The following is a 15,206-nucleotide window of genomic DNA, read 5'->3' on the forward strand; positions in this document are numbered from 1 at the left end:
AGGACGAGGGCGAGGGGCCGGCATCGTCCCTCGGCAACGAGGTGGATCTTGGTGGTGAATCCTCCGCGGGAACGTCCCAGACATTCGCCGATCTGACCACCTCCTCCAGCCGGGCCGCCAGTTTCCGCAGCACCGGATCGACCTGATTCGTCCCCCGCCCGACCCCCCTTTGAGCAACCGCGGCGGGCGGTGCTTTCCTCGCGCCGGCGGCGTGCTGGTGGGCCCGTACCGCGGTCGAGTCCACCGACACGTCCCAGTCGATCCCGCCCGCAGCGTCCTCGGCGGCCTGGATCCGAGTCAGCAGCATCTTCCACGTTCCATCGGCTGACCAGCGACGATGCCGTTTGTAGACCGTCTCCCAGGGCCCGAACCGTTCCGGCAGGTCCCGCCACTGCACACCCGTCCGCACCCGGTACAACACCCCGTTGATCACCCGCCGGTGATCACTCCACCGACCCCCACGCGTACCACCACGAGGTAAGAACGACTCCAGCCGATCCCACTCCGCATTCGTCAGATCCCCACGTCCCATAGAGCCAGCCTGACCCCAAGAACCCACCCACGTCAGGAGATCCGAGAAACAGCGCCTAGAGCAAGGCCCAGGCGAACACGCCGGCAGCGAGGGAATCCACCCATTCGGGCGCAGCGTCTGGAATGCCGGTCGGTGCGGTCATGCACTATTCAAGCCGCCCGCCTGTGGCAATGTGGGCGAATACGCCTCTGATCGCGAGGAAAGGAAGCGGAATCCATGCCGAGAGTCGAACTGAGCACGGCGCAGGACGCCACGGTCGAGCTTCACTACGAGGACTTCGGCCAGGGCAGGCCGGTCGTGCTGATCCACGGCTGGCCGCTGAGCGGCCGGTCCTGGGAGAAGCAGATCGGGCCGCTGGTGGAAGCCGGTTACCGCGTCATCACGTACGACCGGCGGGGATTCGGCCAGTCGTCCCAGCCGTGGGACGGATACGACTACGACACCCTCGCCGACGATCTCGGCGCCCTGCTGGTCCACCTCGACCTCAACCACGCCACCCTGGTCGGCTTCTCGATGGGCGGGGGCGAAGTGGTGCGCTACATCAGCATCTACGGCACCGGCCGCGTCAAGCAGGCCGTCCTGGCAGGAGCCGTGCCGCCCTACCTCTACAAGTCGGACGACAACCCGGGCGGCGGCCTCGACGACGCCACCATCGCCCAGTTCGAGGACGGCGTCGTCCAGGACCGCCCGGCCTTCCTGGACGGCTTCGTCACCGGCTTCTTCCAGGCCGGTGACCGCACCGACCTGGTCAGCCCCGCGCAGCACGCCTACAACGTGGGCCTGGCCACCATGGCGTCGCCCAAAGGGACCCTCGACTGCATCAGAGCCTTCGCGCGCACCGACTTCCGTGCCGATCTGGCGGCCGTCGACGTGCCCACGCTGATCATCCACGGCGACAGCGACCGCATCGTGCCCTTCGAGGTCAGCGGCAAGCGATCCCACAAGGACATCCCCGGCAGCACACTCACGCTGATCGAGGGCGCCCCCCACGGGCTGAACCTCACGCATGCCGAGCAGTTCAACGAGGCACTGCTCGAATTCCTCGCCCGCTGAACCGAAAGGGGTCGCGGGCGCGGGGGCAGGCCCCTCATCCGCCGCCCGCCACCAGCGTCTGCAGGGCCCTGTCCAGTCGAGTTCGCCGCTGCTCCGGTGTGAGGGCCTGAAGCAGTGGCAGGACGGTCAGATAGCGCCCGGTCCTGTCGAGCGCCTCGAACGCCTTCCTGGCCTCGGGGTCGGCGTCGAGCGCCGCCTCGAGGTCGGGGGGTACCGTCGCCGTCTTCTGCGACTTGTACGCCGCCGCCCACCGCCCGTCCTCCTGGGCCCTGCGCACCTCGGCCAGCCCCGGCTCGCGCATCCGCCCCTCGGCCGTCAGCACGGCCACCTTGTCCACGTTCACCTGCGACCACAGGCTCTTGGGGCGGCGCGGCACGTACTTCTGCAGGTAGTACTGCTCGTCGAAGGACCGCCGTTGCCCGGAGATCCAGCCGTAGCAGAGCCCGACGTCGACCATCTCGTCGGAGGAGACCGTGGGGATGCCGGACTTCTTCTTGGCCACCTTGATCCACACCCCCTCATGGCGTGTGTGGTGCCCGGCCAGCCAGTCCTCGAACGCCTCGGCGTCCGGGAAGGCAATGATCTCCACTCCGCCGATCTCATCCATACGGCTCAGATTAGTGGCAACCATCGTGGCTGGACGGAGCACGCCGGCCGTGGCAGGAAAGGCGATGTGTGCGCCTTCGATCGAATCGTGACCGGGCCCCAGTCACCGGGCTCCCGGTACATCACGACGGCCCGCGCAGGTCTTGCCCTGCCCCGCGTTCGCGGGCTGACGCGCCGGGCCGGAGACCCTCAGGCGTCCTAATCCTCAGGGCGCGGGCAGCGCTCGGGGGGCGGCCACAGGTGTGCCGTCTCGCCCGGCGCGATCTGGTCGACGACCTCGGCCAGCGTCGCACAGGCTTCTTCGATCTTGCGGCGGATGCCGATCTGCTCGGTGACGATCGCCGCCAGCAGCAGCCCGGTCAGCGCCGCGCACCCGTTGAGAGCCTGGAGAACGACCATGACCTCCGGAATGGAGCGGTCGGCGAACGGGCCGACGCCGTCCGTGGCCGCCGTGATCGCCAGCACCGATATCATCAGCGCGCACGGCGCGGAGCCGGGCAGCTGAAATCGCAGAGCGGCCCAGATCAGCAGCGGGAACACCAGGAACAGCAGCGACAGCTGGACCCGTGTCGCGACCACCGTGACGGCCAGCGACGCCACGGCGAGGGCCATGGCCTCCGTCCACCAGTAGGGCCGGGTCATGCGGGGAATCCGGGCCCGGCGCAGGACGAGCAGAACCGGCGTGATCACGAGAACCCCCATCGCGTCCCCTGCCCACCATGCCGACCACACCACCCAGAACTCGCCGAGCGACAGGGACCCGTTCGCCACCAGGCTTCCCGCGCCGAGCGTCGCGCTGATGAGCATGCCGCCCAGTGCGCCGAGGAAGATGAGCGCCAGCCCGTCGCGCAGCCGGTCGAGCTCCGTCCGGAAGCCGATCCGCCGGAGCATGAGATACGCGGCCACAGGCGCGATCGTGTTGCCGGCCAGGATGCCGATGGAGCCCACGTCCATGGAGCCGATGGTGGCGATGGTGATCACCGTGCCGAGAACGATCCCGGGCCACACCCCTGCCCCCAGCCACAGCAGGCAGGTCAGGGCGATGCCCGTGGGGGGCCACAGGGGGGTGACCACAGCCCCCTCCACGACCACCTGCTGGAGCAGGCCGATCTGCCCGCCGATCCAGTAGGCGGCGGCAACGGCGAGGATCCGCAGCAGCGCTGCGGCCGTACGTCGGACTTGCTCGCTGCGGACCACGCCCTTCATCACACAGCGTTCGTGCCGCCGAGTCCGCGTGACACGCGCGGCAGGCGTCCCGGATCTATCCGGTGTCCGGCGCGTACCGCGCTGTCGCGGCGGCCTCCAACGGGTCGTGGAGCAGAACCAGGACCGCTGCGTCGTCCGTGTGCTCGGTGAGCGCCGCCGCGTCCATCACCTGTGCGGCCAGTTCCCCCGCACCCACGCCCTGCTGCACCGCGGAATGGACCAGCCGGGTGACCGCCTCCAGCCCCGCCTCGATGGGGTACGAGGGCCCTTCCACGACACCGTCCGTCAGCAGGACGAACGCGCCGCCGCCGGACAGCCGGCGCCGCTGGACCGGGTACAGCTCGCCCGGCAGGATGCCGAGCGGCACACCCGCCTCGTCCTCGACGATCCCGCCGTACCCGCCGGACGTCGCCCATACGGCGGGCACATGCCCCGCACGGGCGGTCTCCAGCTCGCCGGTGGCCGGGTGGTAGCGGAGAAAGCTGCACGTCGCGAACAGCCCGTGGTCCACGGACACCAGCAGCTCGTTGGCCCGGCGAAGCACTTCGCCCGGGTCGGGCGTGGCGGGGGTGGCGGTGGCCACGGCGCGCAGCCCGATGCGTACCTGGCCCATGAAGGCGGCGGCCTCCACGTCGTGGCCCTGCACGTCGCCGATGGAGAAGCCGAGGGAGCCGTCGGGCAGCACGAAACCGTCGTACCAGTCACCGCCGATGTCCAGGCCGTTGCGCGCCGGAGCGTACGCGGCCGCGACCCGCAGCCCCGGAACGGCCGGCAGGTCGGCGTGCAGCATCCAGCGCTGCAGTGCCTCGGCCAGTTCGACCCGGGCCTTCTGCCGCTCCGCGCCTTGACGCACACGATCCGTGAGCCGTCCAAGGGTGGCCAGCATCTCGTCGGCGGTCGCCGATCGCAGGGGACGGCGCCGGGTCATGGACCTCTCCGAGCTGCGTCCGAAGGTCGACCGGCCCGGACACTCGCGCGGCGCACGGTGGACCCGGATCGGCTGGGCGTGGAGCCCGCGTTCATTGTATTTGCGCCGGGCGGACGGTGCGCGGTCCGCGCGAGGCGGGCCCGGCCGGGCAGGCGTAAGGAATCCGTCATCAGTCGGTCGGGGGCGAGACCGCCGCAGATGCCGTTGAATGACGGCACACACACGGCAACTCCGGAAGGCCAGGCATGGAACGCGCACGACGCTCGCGAAAGAAGCAGATGATCACAGGGGCGGTGGTGGCGGCCGTGCTCACGGCAGGGGCCGGACTCTACTGGTTCCAGCCTTGGAAGCTCTGGCAGAACGAAACCGTACGGGAGGAGCTCCCGACGGCGGTCGCGGCGCCGACGGAACCCGCCGAGGCCTCGTCAAGCCCCTCGGCGGACCCGGATCCGACGGCGTCGGTGCCCAGGACGCTGGTCAGCGGTGAGTTCATCACCCACGAGCACCGGACCACCGGAACGGTGAAGATCCTCCGGTTGCCGGACGGCTCCCGCACCCTGCGCCTGGAGGGTCTCGACACGAGCAACGGCCCCGATCTGCGCGTCTGGATCACCGACGCCCCGGTGAAGGAGGGCAAGGCCGGCTGGGGCGTGTTCGACGACGGGAAGTACCTGAGCCTGGGCAAGTTGAAGGGCAACAAGGGGGACCAGAACTACGTCCTGCCCGCCGGCGTCGATCTCGACGAGTACACCAGCGTGAGCATTTGGTGCGACCGGTTCGACGTCTCCTTCGGAGCAGCCGAACTCGCCCCCGCCTAGCCAGGGTCTTTCGTCCGGACCAGGCCGGATCGGTGAGCGGGGGCCCTACGACCGCAGGGCGTGGGGAGAGGTTCTGGTGCATGGGGTCTCCCCGCGCCCGCCAGGGTCTTCTTGGTCAACTACCGATGCGAGCAACCAATCTCATGGCCGAGTACACCTAGCGGCTCGTGCCGCCGGTTCGGGCCGTCGGCGCCATGGCCCACCGAATCGTCCGGGTCAGCGCGATCCCGCCGATCCGCACACAGGACCCCTCGACGGCCGGCAGGTAGGGCAGGCCGAGCGGCTTGCGTGCCCACGGCGGCAGCATGGAGACCGCGTTCGCGGCCAGGAGCGCGTACGGGGCACGGGCTGCCCACGGCAGCGGCGGATGGAGGAGGATGAAGCGGGCCGCCTCCCGGGCTTCCTCGGTGGGCCGGAGCTCGGTGCGGTACGCGGTCAGCCGTTCGGCCAGCTCCCGGCGGTCGTGCGGGGGGTCGACAACTCCCAGCGCGGTTGCCACCCGTGCCGTGTCGGCGATGTAGCCGTCGCAGCCGGCGGCGTCCAGCGGGTGGGCGCCGTAGCGCTGGTGGGCGCGCAGAAAGCTGTCGACCTCCGCGACATGCACCCATGCCAGAAGACTCGGGTCGGAGGCACGGTAGGCCTCACCGGCCTCCGTCGTGCCGGTCACCCTTTCGTGGACCGCCCGGACGGTGTCCACCGCGTGCCGCGCGTCGTCGGCCGTTCCGTACGTTGTCACGGCCAGAAAGGTGCTGGTCCGCTGGAGCCGTCCCCACGGGTCCCCCCGATAGCCGGAGTGGGCCGCCACGGCCGCCATGGCCAGCGGGTGCATGGTCTGCAGCAACAGGGCGCTGAGGCCGCCGATGAACATCGAGGCGTCGCCGTGGACGGTACGGATGGGCCGGTCGGGGCCGAACCACCGGGGCCCCGGAGTGTCGTGGATCCGGGCACGCGTCGCGGGGCCGTCCGGCCCCGCGACGCGTGCGGAGAGGCTGCTGCCGAGGCGTTGCCGCAGGCCGGGTGCTCTGAGCGCAGACATGCTCATCCCACCAGTATCGCCCGGCGAAAAGCCGTGCCGTGAGCCGGCGGCACACCCCCGGCTCACGGCATCACGGGCCCGGCCCCTAGCGGTAGGTGGCCAGGAATCCCGCGAGCACACACAGGACCGCAGAACCGAGCAGCGCCGCGACGCCCGCGCACAGCAGGCGGCGCCTGAGCTCCTCGTAGCGGGCCGTGTACTCCGCGCGCAGCTCCTGGGACCGTGCCACCAGCGCCTCGAGGACGCGCCGTGACACGGCGATGCGGTCCCCTGTGTAGACGCGGACGACCTCCTCGCGCTGCCCGGTGGTCAGCCAGGGCATCCGGTCGGCGAACGCCTCCGCATCCCGTTCGGCCTCCTGCACATGGCTCCGGGCGAGCAGATAGCCCTCGATCCTCGCGATCCCCGCAGCGATCTCGGACTCGGTCTCCGGCTGCCGCACCGGACCGCTCACCTCTCGTTCTTGCCGTCGCCGAGCGGCGGGGCGACTCCCTGCCCCGGCTCGTAGACATCGCGTCGGCCCGCGTCGGTCACGTGGTCGAGCGTCGCGATGCCCGGATGGTGGAGGTCGAAGGCGGGCGACTCGGAGCGGATGCGGGGCAGGGTGGTGAAGTTGTGCCGCGGCGGCGGGCAGGACGTGGCCCACTCGAGCGAACGGCCGTAGCCCCAGGGGTCGTCGACCCCGACCATCTTCCCGTATCTCGCCGTCTTCCAGACGTTGTACATGAACGGCAGCATCGACGCACCGAGCAGGAACGAGGCGATCGTCGAGATGGTGTTCAGCGCGGTGAAGCCGTCGGCCGCGAGGTAGTCCGAGTAACGACGCGGCATGCCCTCTGCGCCCAGCCAGTGCTGCACCAGGAACGTGCCGTGGAAGCCGATGAACAGCGTCCAGAAGGTGATCTTGCCGAGCCGCTCGTCCAGCATCCTGCCCGTGAACTTCGGCCACCAGAAGTGGAATCCGGCGAACATCGCGAACACCACGGTGCCGAAGACGACGTAGTGGAAGTGCGCGACGACGAAGTACGAGTCCGAGACGTGGAAGTCCAGCGGCGGCGAGGCCAGGATGACGCCCGTCAGGCCACCGAACAGGAACGTCACCAGGAAGCCCACCGTCCAGAGCATCGGTGTCTCGAAGGACAACGAGCCCTTCCACATCGTTCCGATCCAGTTGAAGAACTTCACGCCCGTCGGCACGGCGATCAGGAACGTCATGAAGGAGAAGAACGGCAGCAGCACACCGCCTGTGACGTACATGTGGTGCGCCCAGACCGTCACGGACAGACCGGCGATCGCGATCGTCGCACCGATCAGGCCGATGTATCCGAACAGCGGCTTGCGGGAGAAGACCGGAATGATCTCCGAGACGATGCCGAAGAACGGCAGGGCGATGATGTACACCTCTGGATGGCCGAAGAACCAGAAGAGGTGCTGCCACAGCAGCGCGCCGCCGTTGGACGCGTCGAAGACGTGCGCCCCGAACTTTCGGTCCGCCTCCAGGGCGAACAGCGCGGCCGCCAGGACCGGGAAGGCGAGCAGGACCAGCACACCGGTCAGCAGCACGGTCCAGGTGAACATCGGCATCCGGAACATCGTCATGCCGGGAGCGCGCATGCAGATGATCGTGGTGATGAAGTTGACCGAGCCGAGGATCGTGCCGAAGCCGGAGAAGGCCAGACCCATGATCCACATGTCTCCGCCGATACCCGGCGAGCGGACGGCGTCCGTCAGGGGGGAGTAGGCGAACCAGCCGAAGTCGGCCGCACCCTGCGGGGTGAGGAAGCCGGCCACCGCGATCAGCGAGCCGAAGAGGTACAGCCAGTACGCGAACATGTTCAGACGCGGGAAGGCCACGTCCGGCGCGCCGATCTGCAGCGGCATGATCCAGTTCGCGAAGCCGGCGAACAGCGGCGTCGCGAACATCAGCAGCATGACCGTGCCGTGCATCGTGAACGCCTGGTTGAACTGCTCGCTCGACACGATCTGCAGCCCGGGCCGCGCCAGTTCGGCGCGCATCACCAATGCCATCAGGCCGCCGATGAGGAAGAAGCCGAAGGCCGTCGACATGTACAGCGTGCCGATCGTCTTGTGGTCGGTGGTCGTCAGCCACTTGATCACCACATTGCCGGGCTGCCTCCGATGTACGGGCAGCTCGTCCTCGTATGCGTCCTCAGGCTGCACATCGAGGCGAGGACCTGGCTCAGATGTCACACGAACTCCCGTACGTTCGGGTGCCTTCTGCTCTGTTCACGGCACGGTCGCACCGGCAGAAAGACGCTCCCAAGGACATATACCGGAGCAATCTATAGGTAGGTGATGTGTGGGGCTGTTCCCGACATCCGCCATTTCAGTGACGGACCGCACCTACGAGGGGCAACCGGCGCACCTCGCGCACGTGACGAGTCCCGGACGGCGGACACTTCTGAGCGGTCGGTACGCCCAGTGCCGGCCGCATGACACGAGAGGCGGACATGGGCGCCGCGGTGGACCGGATCGCGCGGCCCCGAGTGGGCGGCCGCCATCTGCGACATACCGGCGCGGCTGATCGTCGAGGCGGCGGAAGCCCTCGGCAGCGCCGACCGGTTGCTGTCCACCGTGCTGCAGGGCGGTCCGGCAGGTCGGCCGGCTCGACGAGCACGGCGTGCCGCTGCGGTGAACTCCGCGGGTTCGGGGCCCTGACGGGCTCAGCCCGCGCCGCCCCCGGCGGCGGGGGCCTCCGGGTCTCCGGCCTGGCGCAGTGGCCACAGCACGGCCTGCGCGACGATGACGCGCTCCCCGTTGAACGTGACAGCCGGCCCGCCGTGCAGTTGATATCCGAGAGCGAGTACGTCGCTCACTCGTCGGCAGAACGCCGCGTCGTCGGGGCCGGTCAGGACTCGGTAGGCGGGCATGCCGTCCGGAGGCAGCGTGACCCTGGACGCCGGCACGACCTCGGCGAGGCTCGCCGCCGGCCTTCCGGTGGAATCGCCGCTCACGGTCATCACTCACGCCCTGCCCGTCGCGGCCCGGCTCGCGGACCACCCGGGCATCGCCCTCCATCTGGTCGGCGGCCGGGTGCGGCACCGCACCCGCGCCGCCGTCGACGCCTGGGCGCTGCGCGCGTACAGCGAGATCAAGGCCGACGTGATCTTCCTCGCCACCAACGGGTTCGATGTCGAGGGCGGCCTGACCACCCCCGATCTGGCCGAGGCCGCGGTCAAGCGGGCCGCCATGCAGGCCGCCCGCAGGGTCGTTCTGCTGGCCGACTCCGCCAAGTTCGGACAGCAGCACTTCGCCCGCTTCGGCGATCTCGCGGACGTGGACCTGCTGATCACCGACACCGGGCTCAGCCCGGAGGACGCCCGCACGATCGAGCGGCAGGGAACGGAGGTCGTGCGCGCATGATCCTCACCATCACCCCGAACCCGAGCCTGGACCGCACCTACGAACTGCCGTCCCTGCACCGTGGAGCCGTGCTGCGCGCCACCGCTGACCGGGTCGACCCCGGCGGCAAGGGCGTCAACGTCTCACGTGCGGTCGCCGCCGCCGGCCACCACACCGTCGCCGTCGTGCCACTCGGCGGTCCCGAAGGCGCGCTGCTCGCCAGGCTGCTCGGCGACCACGGCATTGAGGCGGCCGGAGTCCCCATCGCCGGCTCCACCCGCGTCAACATCACGCTCGTCGAGCCCGACGGCACCCTGACCAAGGTGAACGCGGCAGGACCCGACATCGCCCCCGCGGAGGCCGAGGCCCTGCTGGAGACCGTACGGACGCGGTCGGCCGAGATCGACTGGATCGCCTGCTGCGGCAGCCTGCCGGGGGGTCTGCGCCCCGAGTGGTACGCCGAGCTCGTGGCCCGTATCCACACAGTCGGCGCCCGCGTCGCCCTCGACACCTCGGGGGCGGCCCTGACCGCCGCGCTTGCGGAGCAGCCCGATGTGGTCAAGCCCAATGCCGAGGAGCTCGCGGAAGCAGTCGGCCGCCCGCTCGCCACCGTCGGCGACGCCGCCAAGGCGGCAGAGGAGCTCCGCGACCGGGGCGCCCGGGCGGTCCTGGCCAGCCTGGGGGCGGACGGCCAGTTGCTGGTCGACACCACCGGCACCTGGTTCGGGCATGCGCCCGCCGCCGTCGTCCGCAGCAACGTCGGCGCGGGGGACGCCTCCCTCGCGGGCTTCCTCGCTGCCGGCGGCAGCGGCCCCACCGCACTGGCGGCCGCCGTCGCCCACGGCACCGCGGCCGTTCAGCTGCCGGGCAGCGTCATGCCGTCACCGGCCGACCTGGACCTGGCGGCGGTCACGACGACGGCCTCCGTGCCCCTGGACCGTGTCCTCGGGGAGCCGGTGCCATGACCGTCCACGTCCGCACCGGAGCCGTCCGCGGCACCCGCCCGCCGGAGCCGCCGGCCGCAGCCGTCCGCGGCGCCTGCCCGGTCCACCCGTCCGTCCGTTCGTCCGTTCGCTCGGACTGCAGCCGCCCCGGACCGGCGGTGCACATCTCGTCCCACCACCGCCCGTTGGGCGGCCGGGAAGAACAACGGCAACAGCCGCAACGCACTCGTGCAAAGACGGGCACGCTCGGCCAAGCCATCGTCCGTTCCGGCCCGGCGTGGCGTTCCGGCCGGCCGGACCCGTCATCGGGTACGCCAGAAGTGCGGCCCGCTCGACGACGTCTGGCATGCCGGCACCTCACCCTCCGACGGCTCGGCGTTCAGGGGTGTTCAGGGCCACACGCCGGAGAAGTCGAGCTCGTGGGCCCACTCCGGGTGGTCTATCAGCGGGTTGCGATTGCCCTGGATGTCGGCGATCGCGGCATTGCGATGCAACTCGTACTCGCTCACGGGCTCGTTGTCGTGCCAGGAGAGCAGCAGCGGCAGCCGCTCCTCGGGGAACTCCCGCGTGGCATCACCGATGAGCCCGGGGTACCGCAGCAGGAAGTACAGGGTGGCCCTCGCGACGGCGCCCTTGCCTTCCTCGGGCTCGAATCCCACCGCCTCGCGCATTCCGCACTCGTGCCGGACCGCCTCCTCGAAGCCCGGGAAGTCGACATAGGGGAAGTTGCCGCGGAAGCTGTTGCATCCCACCTCACAGGCGAAGAGGTGGTGGAGGTCTCCCCGCATGGGTTCCTCCTTGGTGAACCACGACTGCGGGACGACGTGCTCGCAGTTGAAGGGCATCGACGCCTCCAGCGCGTCGAACTCCGCCGCCAGTTCGGCCGGCCCCGCGGTGCTCTCACGCAGCAGGAGTTCCTCCAGACGTGCGATGCGGGCGATCTCGACGGCGGCATCGGCGCGGATGAACTCTTCGGCCGTGAATGTCCTGCCGGAGTAGATGCTGCGCAGCCGGCCGTCCTTGTGGAGGTCGACCCACGGGTACACGAGACGGATCGGCTTGTATTTCGGCCTCGGCGCGTGCGTGTCCTCCAGCAGCCGGGTCAGCGCCGTGCGCAGCGCCGTGCCGTCACCGGTCCGGATGACCCCCGCGTAATAGGCGTCGCGTGCGGCCTTGTCGGCGGCACGGTCGAAGTACACACGCTCCTGTCCGAGCCGGAAGTTGACCAGGGCCGCGTCCACGTCCCTCTCGACCGCCAGGCCGGCACCCGAATGTCCGTCCGTGCCTGTCACGGGCGGGGCGCCGGCGGGCGCCACGGCGGCCCGGGGGGCCGGCTCACGCCCCCGTCCCGCGCCGTCCGCCGGGCCCACGGAGACCCTGAACCGCAAGGGCATCGTGAAACGAACGGCGTCCTCGAAGACGAACGTTCCGTCCCCGGCGACGCCTCCGCCGGACACGGCCACCCCGTCGCCGGCGGCCGCGACGGACTCGCCCGCCGCGGCGCCGTCGAGCGAGGACGGGGCCGCCGAACGGCGCGAGGCAGCCATCGGCGGCGGTGCGGCCGGGGCGGTGAACACCTCGTCCCGCAACTGTGCTTCCACTCCGGTCAGTGTGATCTCGCGCAGCGCCTGCAGTACGCGGCTGATCCGCACGCCCTCATTGGCCTTCCAGGCGATTCGATGCTCGCCCGTAGCCGGTGTCCATGCGTTTCCGTCGACGCTCAGGGGCCGGTTCGCCGCGTCCGTCACGGGGACTGCCGAGTGGTGCAGCGCGACGACCTCCCACTGGTCGTTGAACACGGGAGAGCCCGACGACCCCTGATCGGTGTCGGACGCGTAGTGCAGGAACCGGTCCAGCAGGTCGACGACCTGGTTCTCGCGGAGCGCGAGCTGTTTCGGCTCACCCCGGGGGTGCTGGATGACGTTGACGAACTCGCCGAGAATGACCTTTCCCTGTACTCCGCTGAGGGGCAGCCATCCGAACCCCGAGAGCGGATCGCCCCGTGCGTTGCGTTGTGCCACCGCGACAAGGCTGAAGTCCAGGGCCCGCTCGGTCACGAAGAACCGCTGAGGCTCCAGCGGGAACACGACCGGTGTGAGTGCTTCGCCGTCGGGCCCCGCCTGGAAGTTGAACGCGACGACGCTTCTGCCCGCCGTCTCCCTGCTGCGCAGCACATGGTTGTTGGTGAGCAGCAGGGACGGGGACACCATGAATCCCGTGCCGTGGCCGCCCCCCGGTCCGGCGGTGGTGATACGTCCCACCGGGCGGGCGGCCCGTGTGCCGTCCTCCAGGAACGCGACCGGAGTGAGGTTGTTGCGCCCGATGAGCCGTTCCAGCCCCAGGACATCGGCGCTGAAGCTGTCCGGGGGCAGGGACAGGGTGCTGCCCGCAGCGGTGGCCGGTTCAGTGGGGGACTTCTCGATCGCCCGGGCCAGGGACCAGTCGGCACCCAGCCGGGCAAGCCGTTTGCCGACCCGTTCCGGCTCGTCGGCGTACAGGACGCCGCGATCGTCGAGCACGGACCGTGTGCGCTCGCGTTCCGCGGTACGGTCCGCATAGCGCCGCGCTGCCGCCTCGAGTTGTGACACGTAGTCCGCTTCCGCCTCGGATACGCGTTCCGATGTCGTCATGGCTCAGCCTCCTCGCCCGCTCCCCGTGATGCCTCAGTCGTCCCGCCCGGGCGGCGGCATCTGCGTGCCGCCCCGGCAGCCGAAGAAGGAGGCGTTCGGGCAGAAGGCGTCGAAGCCCATCCCGAACCGTGCGAAGGCGCTCCAGGCCGCGCTGCGGACCTGCTCGTACTCCTCCGCGGTCAGCGGGCCGCCCTCGTTCTTCATCGCCTTGAAGGCGCTCAGAACGGCGTCGCGGGCCATGAGGAACGACGGGTCCTTCGGTGTGAGCTTGAGACCGTCGACGACGGCCTGCCAGGTCACGCGGTAGCCCCGGTTCTTGTCACCGAGCGCGGCGGAGACCTTGCGGGTCACTTCCATGAGCGCCGCGCACCAGATCTCGCCGACATCGTGGACTTCCTGGTACGTCAGGTTTTCGTTGCCGACGCCGGAGATCTCTCCCGGGCCCTTGCTGATGTCGCCGAAACCGCCGGGGTACCGCGAGTCGTACGGCCGCTGCCGGATGCCTTCCGGCCGCCCGACCACCCAACTGCCGGTGACCACCCGCTCGTCGGAACGGGAGAAGTTCCGGATGGTGAGCGCGAAATAGTCTCCCCAGCCCTCGCCCATCGCCTCCGACTGCTCCTCCTCCAGTCCGTTCGCATCGAACAAGCCGCCCACGAGGCGGTTCGTCACGCCGTGGACGAACTCGTGGAACACGACGTCCGCATCGTCGGCCGTGTGGCGTTCGCTGCCGCCGCGCCTGACCAGGCCCATGTTCATCACCGCGGCCAGCCCGTCCGCCCGTGTCGACATGTTGGCCGTCCCGAACACCGGCCCCGGGTGCGCGAAGGCGAGGACGGGATCGGCGCCCTTCCCCAGCCCGGTCGGGTTCGTGGTCTGGAAGTTGCCGTGCTCCTCCGTGAAGCCGAGCGTCATGAAGAAGTCGTGCATGTAGTTGCAGAAGTAGAAGATGTTGGTGACGAACTGCTCGGGCGTGTCCTCCCGGGCCTTGAACACGCCGTTGCCGGCGCCGTCGAGTGCGATCCGCACGGGTTGCCGGCTCGTCCCGTTGAGGGCGCGCACATTGTTGCCCTCGGTCGTGAGGCTCCCGTTCTGCGGCTGGTTCCAGGCCGTGAACTCGGGAGGGAAGCCCGTCGGCAGGAGGGTGGGATAGTCGCTCGCGGGCAGCGGGAAGGGCACCTCGTCGAAGGTGCTCTCGCCCGGGTTCTGCCTGAAGACGTGTCCGGCGACCGCGTGGTTGGTGGTGTCGTGGAAGTAGAGGATCTCGGGCGCGTTGATGTCCGTGGTCCGGTCGTCGGCCTCGACGAGTGCCTGGTACTGGGCGGCCAGGTTCTCCCTGGAGAAGACGAACAGCCACGTCAGCCGGACGTGATCGCCCATGTTGAGGTACACCAGCCGGGCCGGGACGGGCTCCTCGAACGGTCCCTTGCTGAACGTCATGGGCTGGTCGTTGCGCGGCTGGTGCGACAGGCGCTCGAAGCCCTCCGAGAGGTCCAGACGGGGGAGTTCGTCCGTGCCGAAGGGGCTCTCGAGCGTGCGCGGCTCGGCGGCCTTCGCGGCCGCGACTAGCAGAGCCACTTCGGCCCCAACTGCCGGCTTCGCCGGGAGAGTGGCCGGCACGCTCGCCGTCTGCCCGACGATCCGGTCGACGCGGCCACCCTCGTCAAGCCACACCTTCGGCGACATCGCCCACACCTCGATGCCGTTGAGCGTCTGCCGCAGGCTCACCACCCGCATGCCCTCGCTCGTGGTCGTCACCGCCGGATCGGCCTCGAATTCCACCGCGTCCTCGGGTGCGAATCCGATCGCCTCCGACACCGAGGTGATGTAGGCCTTGGCACGGGCGATGTAGTCGGCGTCCGAGACCGCGCCGGTCGCGTCCTCTGCGGCGAATCCGGGAACGTCGGCCGTTCGCAGCTCGCCCAGGTGCCCGGTGAAGCGGTTCAGCTTGCCGTGCTGGGCTGTGCGGGTGTCGTCGTCCGGGCCGGTCGACTCCAGGAAGGCGTCGGCTCCCCCCACCTCGCCCAGGCGGTCGTAGGTCATGTCTCGCTTGTCGATGAGTGCGCTCATGGCGCGGTCCCCTGTCCGGA

The 15,206-nt window shown here is 69.9% G+C and carries 12 protein-coding genes and 2 pseudogenes; 4 read left to right on the forward strand and 10 right to left on the reverse strand.

All coding sequences use genetic code 11. From position 1 onward, the window contains the following. Window positions 1-532, reverse strand: a pseudogene (locus tag ACZ4SA_RS20960) (IS5 family transposase); the annotation flags it as partial. A gap of 216 nt (window positions 533-748) precedes the next feature. On the opposite strand from ACZ4SA_RS20960, the gene ACZ4SA_RS20965 reads away from it, so the two are divergent. After that, a complete protein-coding gene (locus tag ACZ4SA_RS20965) occupies window positions 749-1,585 on the forward strand; it encodes an alpha/beta fold hydrolase (RefSeq protein WP_468276620.1) in 837 nt (278 codons plus the stop codon). A 34-nt stretch (window positions 1,586-1,619) separates the two neighbouring features. Here the strand turns inward: ACZ4SA_RS20965 and ACZ4SA_RS20970 are convergent, their stop codons facing one another. From ACZ4SA_RS20970 to ACZ4SA_RS20980, 3 genes are all read right to left on the reverse strand, one after another. Beyond that, on the reverse strand, window positions 1,620-2,192 hold the full coding sequence (locus ACZ4SA_RS20970) for a YdeI/OmpD-associated family protein (protein WP_468276622.1): 573 nt from the start codon (window positions 2,190-2,192) through the stop codon (window positions 1,620-1,622). Between the two features lie 197 nt (window positions 2,193-2,389). Continuing rightward, window positions 2,390-3,388 carry an MASE1 domain-containing protein gene (locus ACZ4SA_RS20975; RefSeq protein WP_468276625.1) on the reverse strand — a complete coding sequence of 333 codons (999 nt, stop codon included), beginning with the start codon at window positions 3,386-3,388 and terminating at the stop codon, window positions 2,390-2,392. A gap of 64 nt (window positions 3,389-3,452) precedes the next feature. Further along, window positions 3,453-4,325, reverse strand: a complete 873-nt coding sequence (locus tag ACZ4SA_RS20980) for a PP2C family protein-serine/threonine phosphatase (protein WP_468276628.1) — start codon at window positions 4,323-4,325, stop codon at window positions 3,453-3,455. Between the two features lie 245 nt (window positions 4,326-4,570). On the opposite strand from ACZ4SA_RS20980, the gene ACZ4SA_RS20985 reads away from it, so the two are divergent. Further along, a complete protein-coding gene (locus ACZ4SA_RS20985) occupies window positions 4,571-5,143 on the forward strand; it encodes a DM13 domain-containing protein (RefSeq protein ID WP_468276631.1) in 573 nt (190 codons plus the stop codon). 157 nt (window positions 5,144-5,300) lie between these two features. On the opposite strand, the gene ACZ4SA_RS20990 is transcribed toward ACZ4SA_RS20985, so the two are convergent. The 4 genes from ACZ4SA_RS20990 to ACZ4SA_RS21005 form a co-directional block, all read right to left on the reverse strand. Continuing rightward, window positions 5,301-6,185, reverse strand: coding sequence for an oxygenase MpaB family protein (locus tag ACZ4SA_RS20990; RefSeq protein ID WP_468276632.1), 885 nt, complete (start codon window positions 6,183-6,185; stop codon window positions 5,301-5,303). Between the two features lie 79 nt (window positions 6,186-6,264). Next, window positions 6,265-6,621, reverse strand: coding sequence for a hypothetical protein (locus ACZ4SA_RS20995; protein WP_468276634.1), 357 nt, complete (start codon window positions 6,619-6,621; stop codon window positions 6,265-6,267). 8 nt (window positions 6,622-6,629) lie between these two features. Beyond that, window positions 6,630-8,360 (reverse strand): aa3-type cytochrome oxidase subunit I, encoded by a 1,731-nt coding sequence (gene ctaD, locus ACZ4SA_RS21000; RefSeq protein WP_468276874.1) that lies wholly within the window; start codon window positions 8,358-8,360, stop codon window positions 6,630-6,632. Between the two features lie 503 nt (window positions 8,361-8,863). Then, window positions 8,864-9,070, reverse strand: a complete 207-nt coding sequence (locus tag ACZ4SA_RS21005) for a DUF1737 domain-containing protein (protein WP_468276636.1) — start codon at window positions 9,068-9,070, stop codon at window positions 8,864-8,866. A 16-nt stretch (window positions 9,071-9,086) separates the two neighbouring features. Between ACZ4SA_RS21005 and ACZ4SA_RS21010 the strand changes: the two are divergent. Together ACZ4SA_RS21010 and pfkB are read left to right on the forward strand one after the other, a co-directional pair. After that, window positions 9,087-9,563 (forward strand): annotated as a pseudogene (locus tag ACZ4SA_RS21010) (DeoR/GlpR family DNA-binding transcription regulator); the annotation flags it as partial. Next, on the forward strand, window positions 9,560-10,507 hold the full coding sequence (pfkB, locus tag ACZ4SA_RS21015) for a 1-phosphofructokinase (protein WP_468276638.1): 948 nt from the start codon (window positions 9,560-9,562) through the stop codon (window positions 10,505-10,507). The pseudogene ACZ4SA_RS21010 and the gene pfkB, both read left to right, overlap by 4 nt. A 368-nt stretch (window positions 10,508-10,875) precedes the next feature. Here pfkB and ACZ4SA_RS21020 read toward each other — a convergent pair whose 3' ends face one another. Further along, complete coding sequence (locus ACZ4SA_RS21020; protein WP_468276639.1) at window positions 10,876-13,116, reverse strand: endonuclease; 2,241 nt, start codon at window positions 13,114-13,116, stop codon at window positions 10,876-10,878. 33 nt (window positions 13,117-13,149) lie between these two features. Next, window positions 13,150-15,186: a M36 family metallopeptidase gene (locus tag ACZ4SA_RS21025; RefSeq protein WP_468276641.1), complete on the reverse strand. Its 2,037-nt coding sequence runs from the start codon at window positions 15,184-15,186 to the stop codon at window positions 13,150-13,152. Window positions 15,187-15,206: the final 20 nt, after the last annotated feature.

It is taken from the genome of Streptomyces sp. NPDC027962 (assembly GCF_055566095.1).

Coding starts and splice junctions, on each gene's coding strand:
- ACZ4SA_RS20965 (WP_468276620.1), top strand. CDS start 749: ATGCCGAGAGTCGAACTGAGCACGGCGCAGGACGCCACGGTCGAGCTT.
- ACZ4SA_RS20970 (WP_468276622.1), bottom strand. CDS start 2,192: ATGGATGAGATCGGCGGAGTGGAGATCATTGCCTTCCCGGACGCCGAG.
- ACZ4SA_RS20980 (WP_468276628.1), bottom strand. CDS start 4,325: ATGACCCGGCGCCGTCCCCTGCGATCGGCGACCGCCGACGAGATGCTG.
- ACZ4SA_RS20985 (WP_468276631.1), top strand. CDS start 4,571: ATGGAACGCGCACGACGCTCGCGAAAGAAGCAGATGATCACAGGGGCG.
- ACZ4SA_RS20990 (WP_468276632.1), bottom strand. CDS start 6,185: ATGAGCATGTCTGCGCTCAGAGCACCCGGCCTGCGGCAACGCCTCGGC.
- ACZ4SA_RS21005 (WP_468276636.1), bottom strand. CDS start 9,070: ATGCCCGCCTACCGAGTCCTGACCGGCCCCGACGACGCGGCGTTCTGC.
- pfkB (WP_468276638.1), top strand. CDS start 9,560: ATGATCCTCACCATCACCCCGAACCCGAGCCTGGACCGCACCTACGAA.
- ACZ4SA_RS21020 (WP_468276639.1), bottom strand. CDS start 13,116: ATGACGACATCGGAACGCGTATCCGAGGCGGAAGCGGACTACGTGTCA.
- ACZ4SA_RS21025 (WP_468276641.1), bottom strand. CDS start 15,186: ATGAGCGCACTCATCGACAAGCGAGACATGACCTACGACCGCCTGGGC.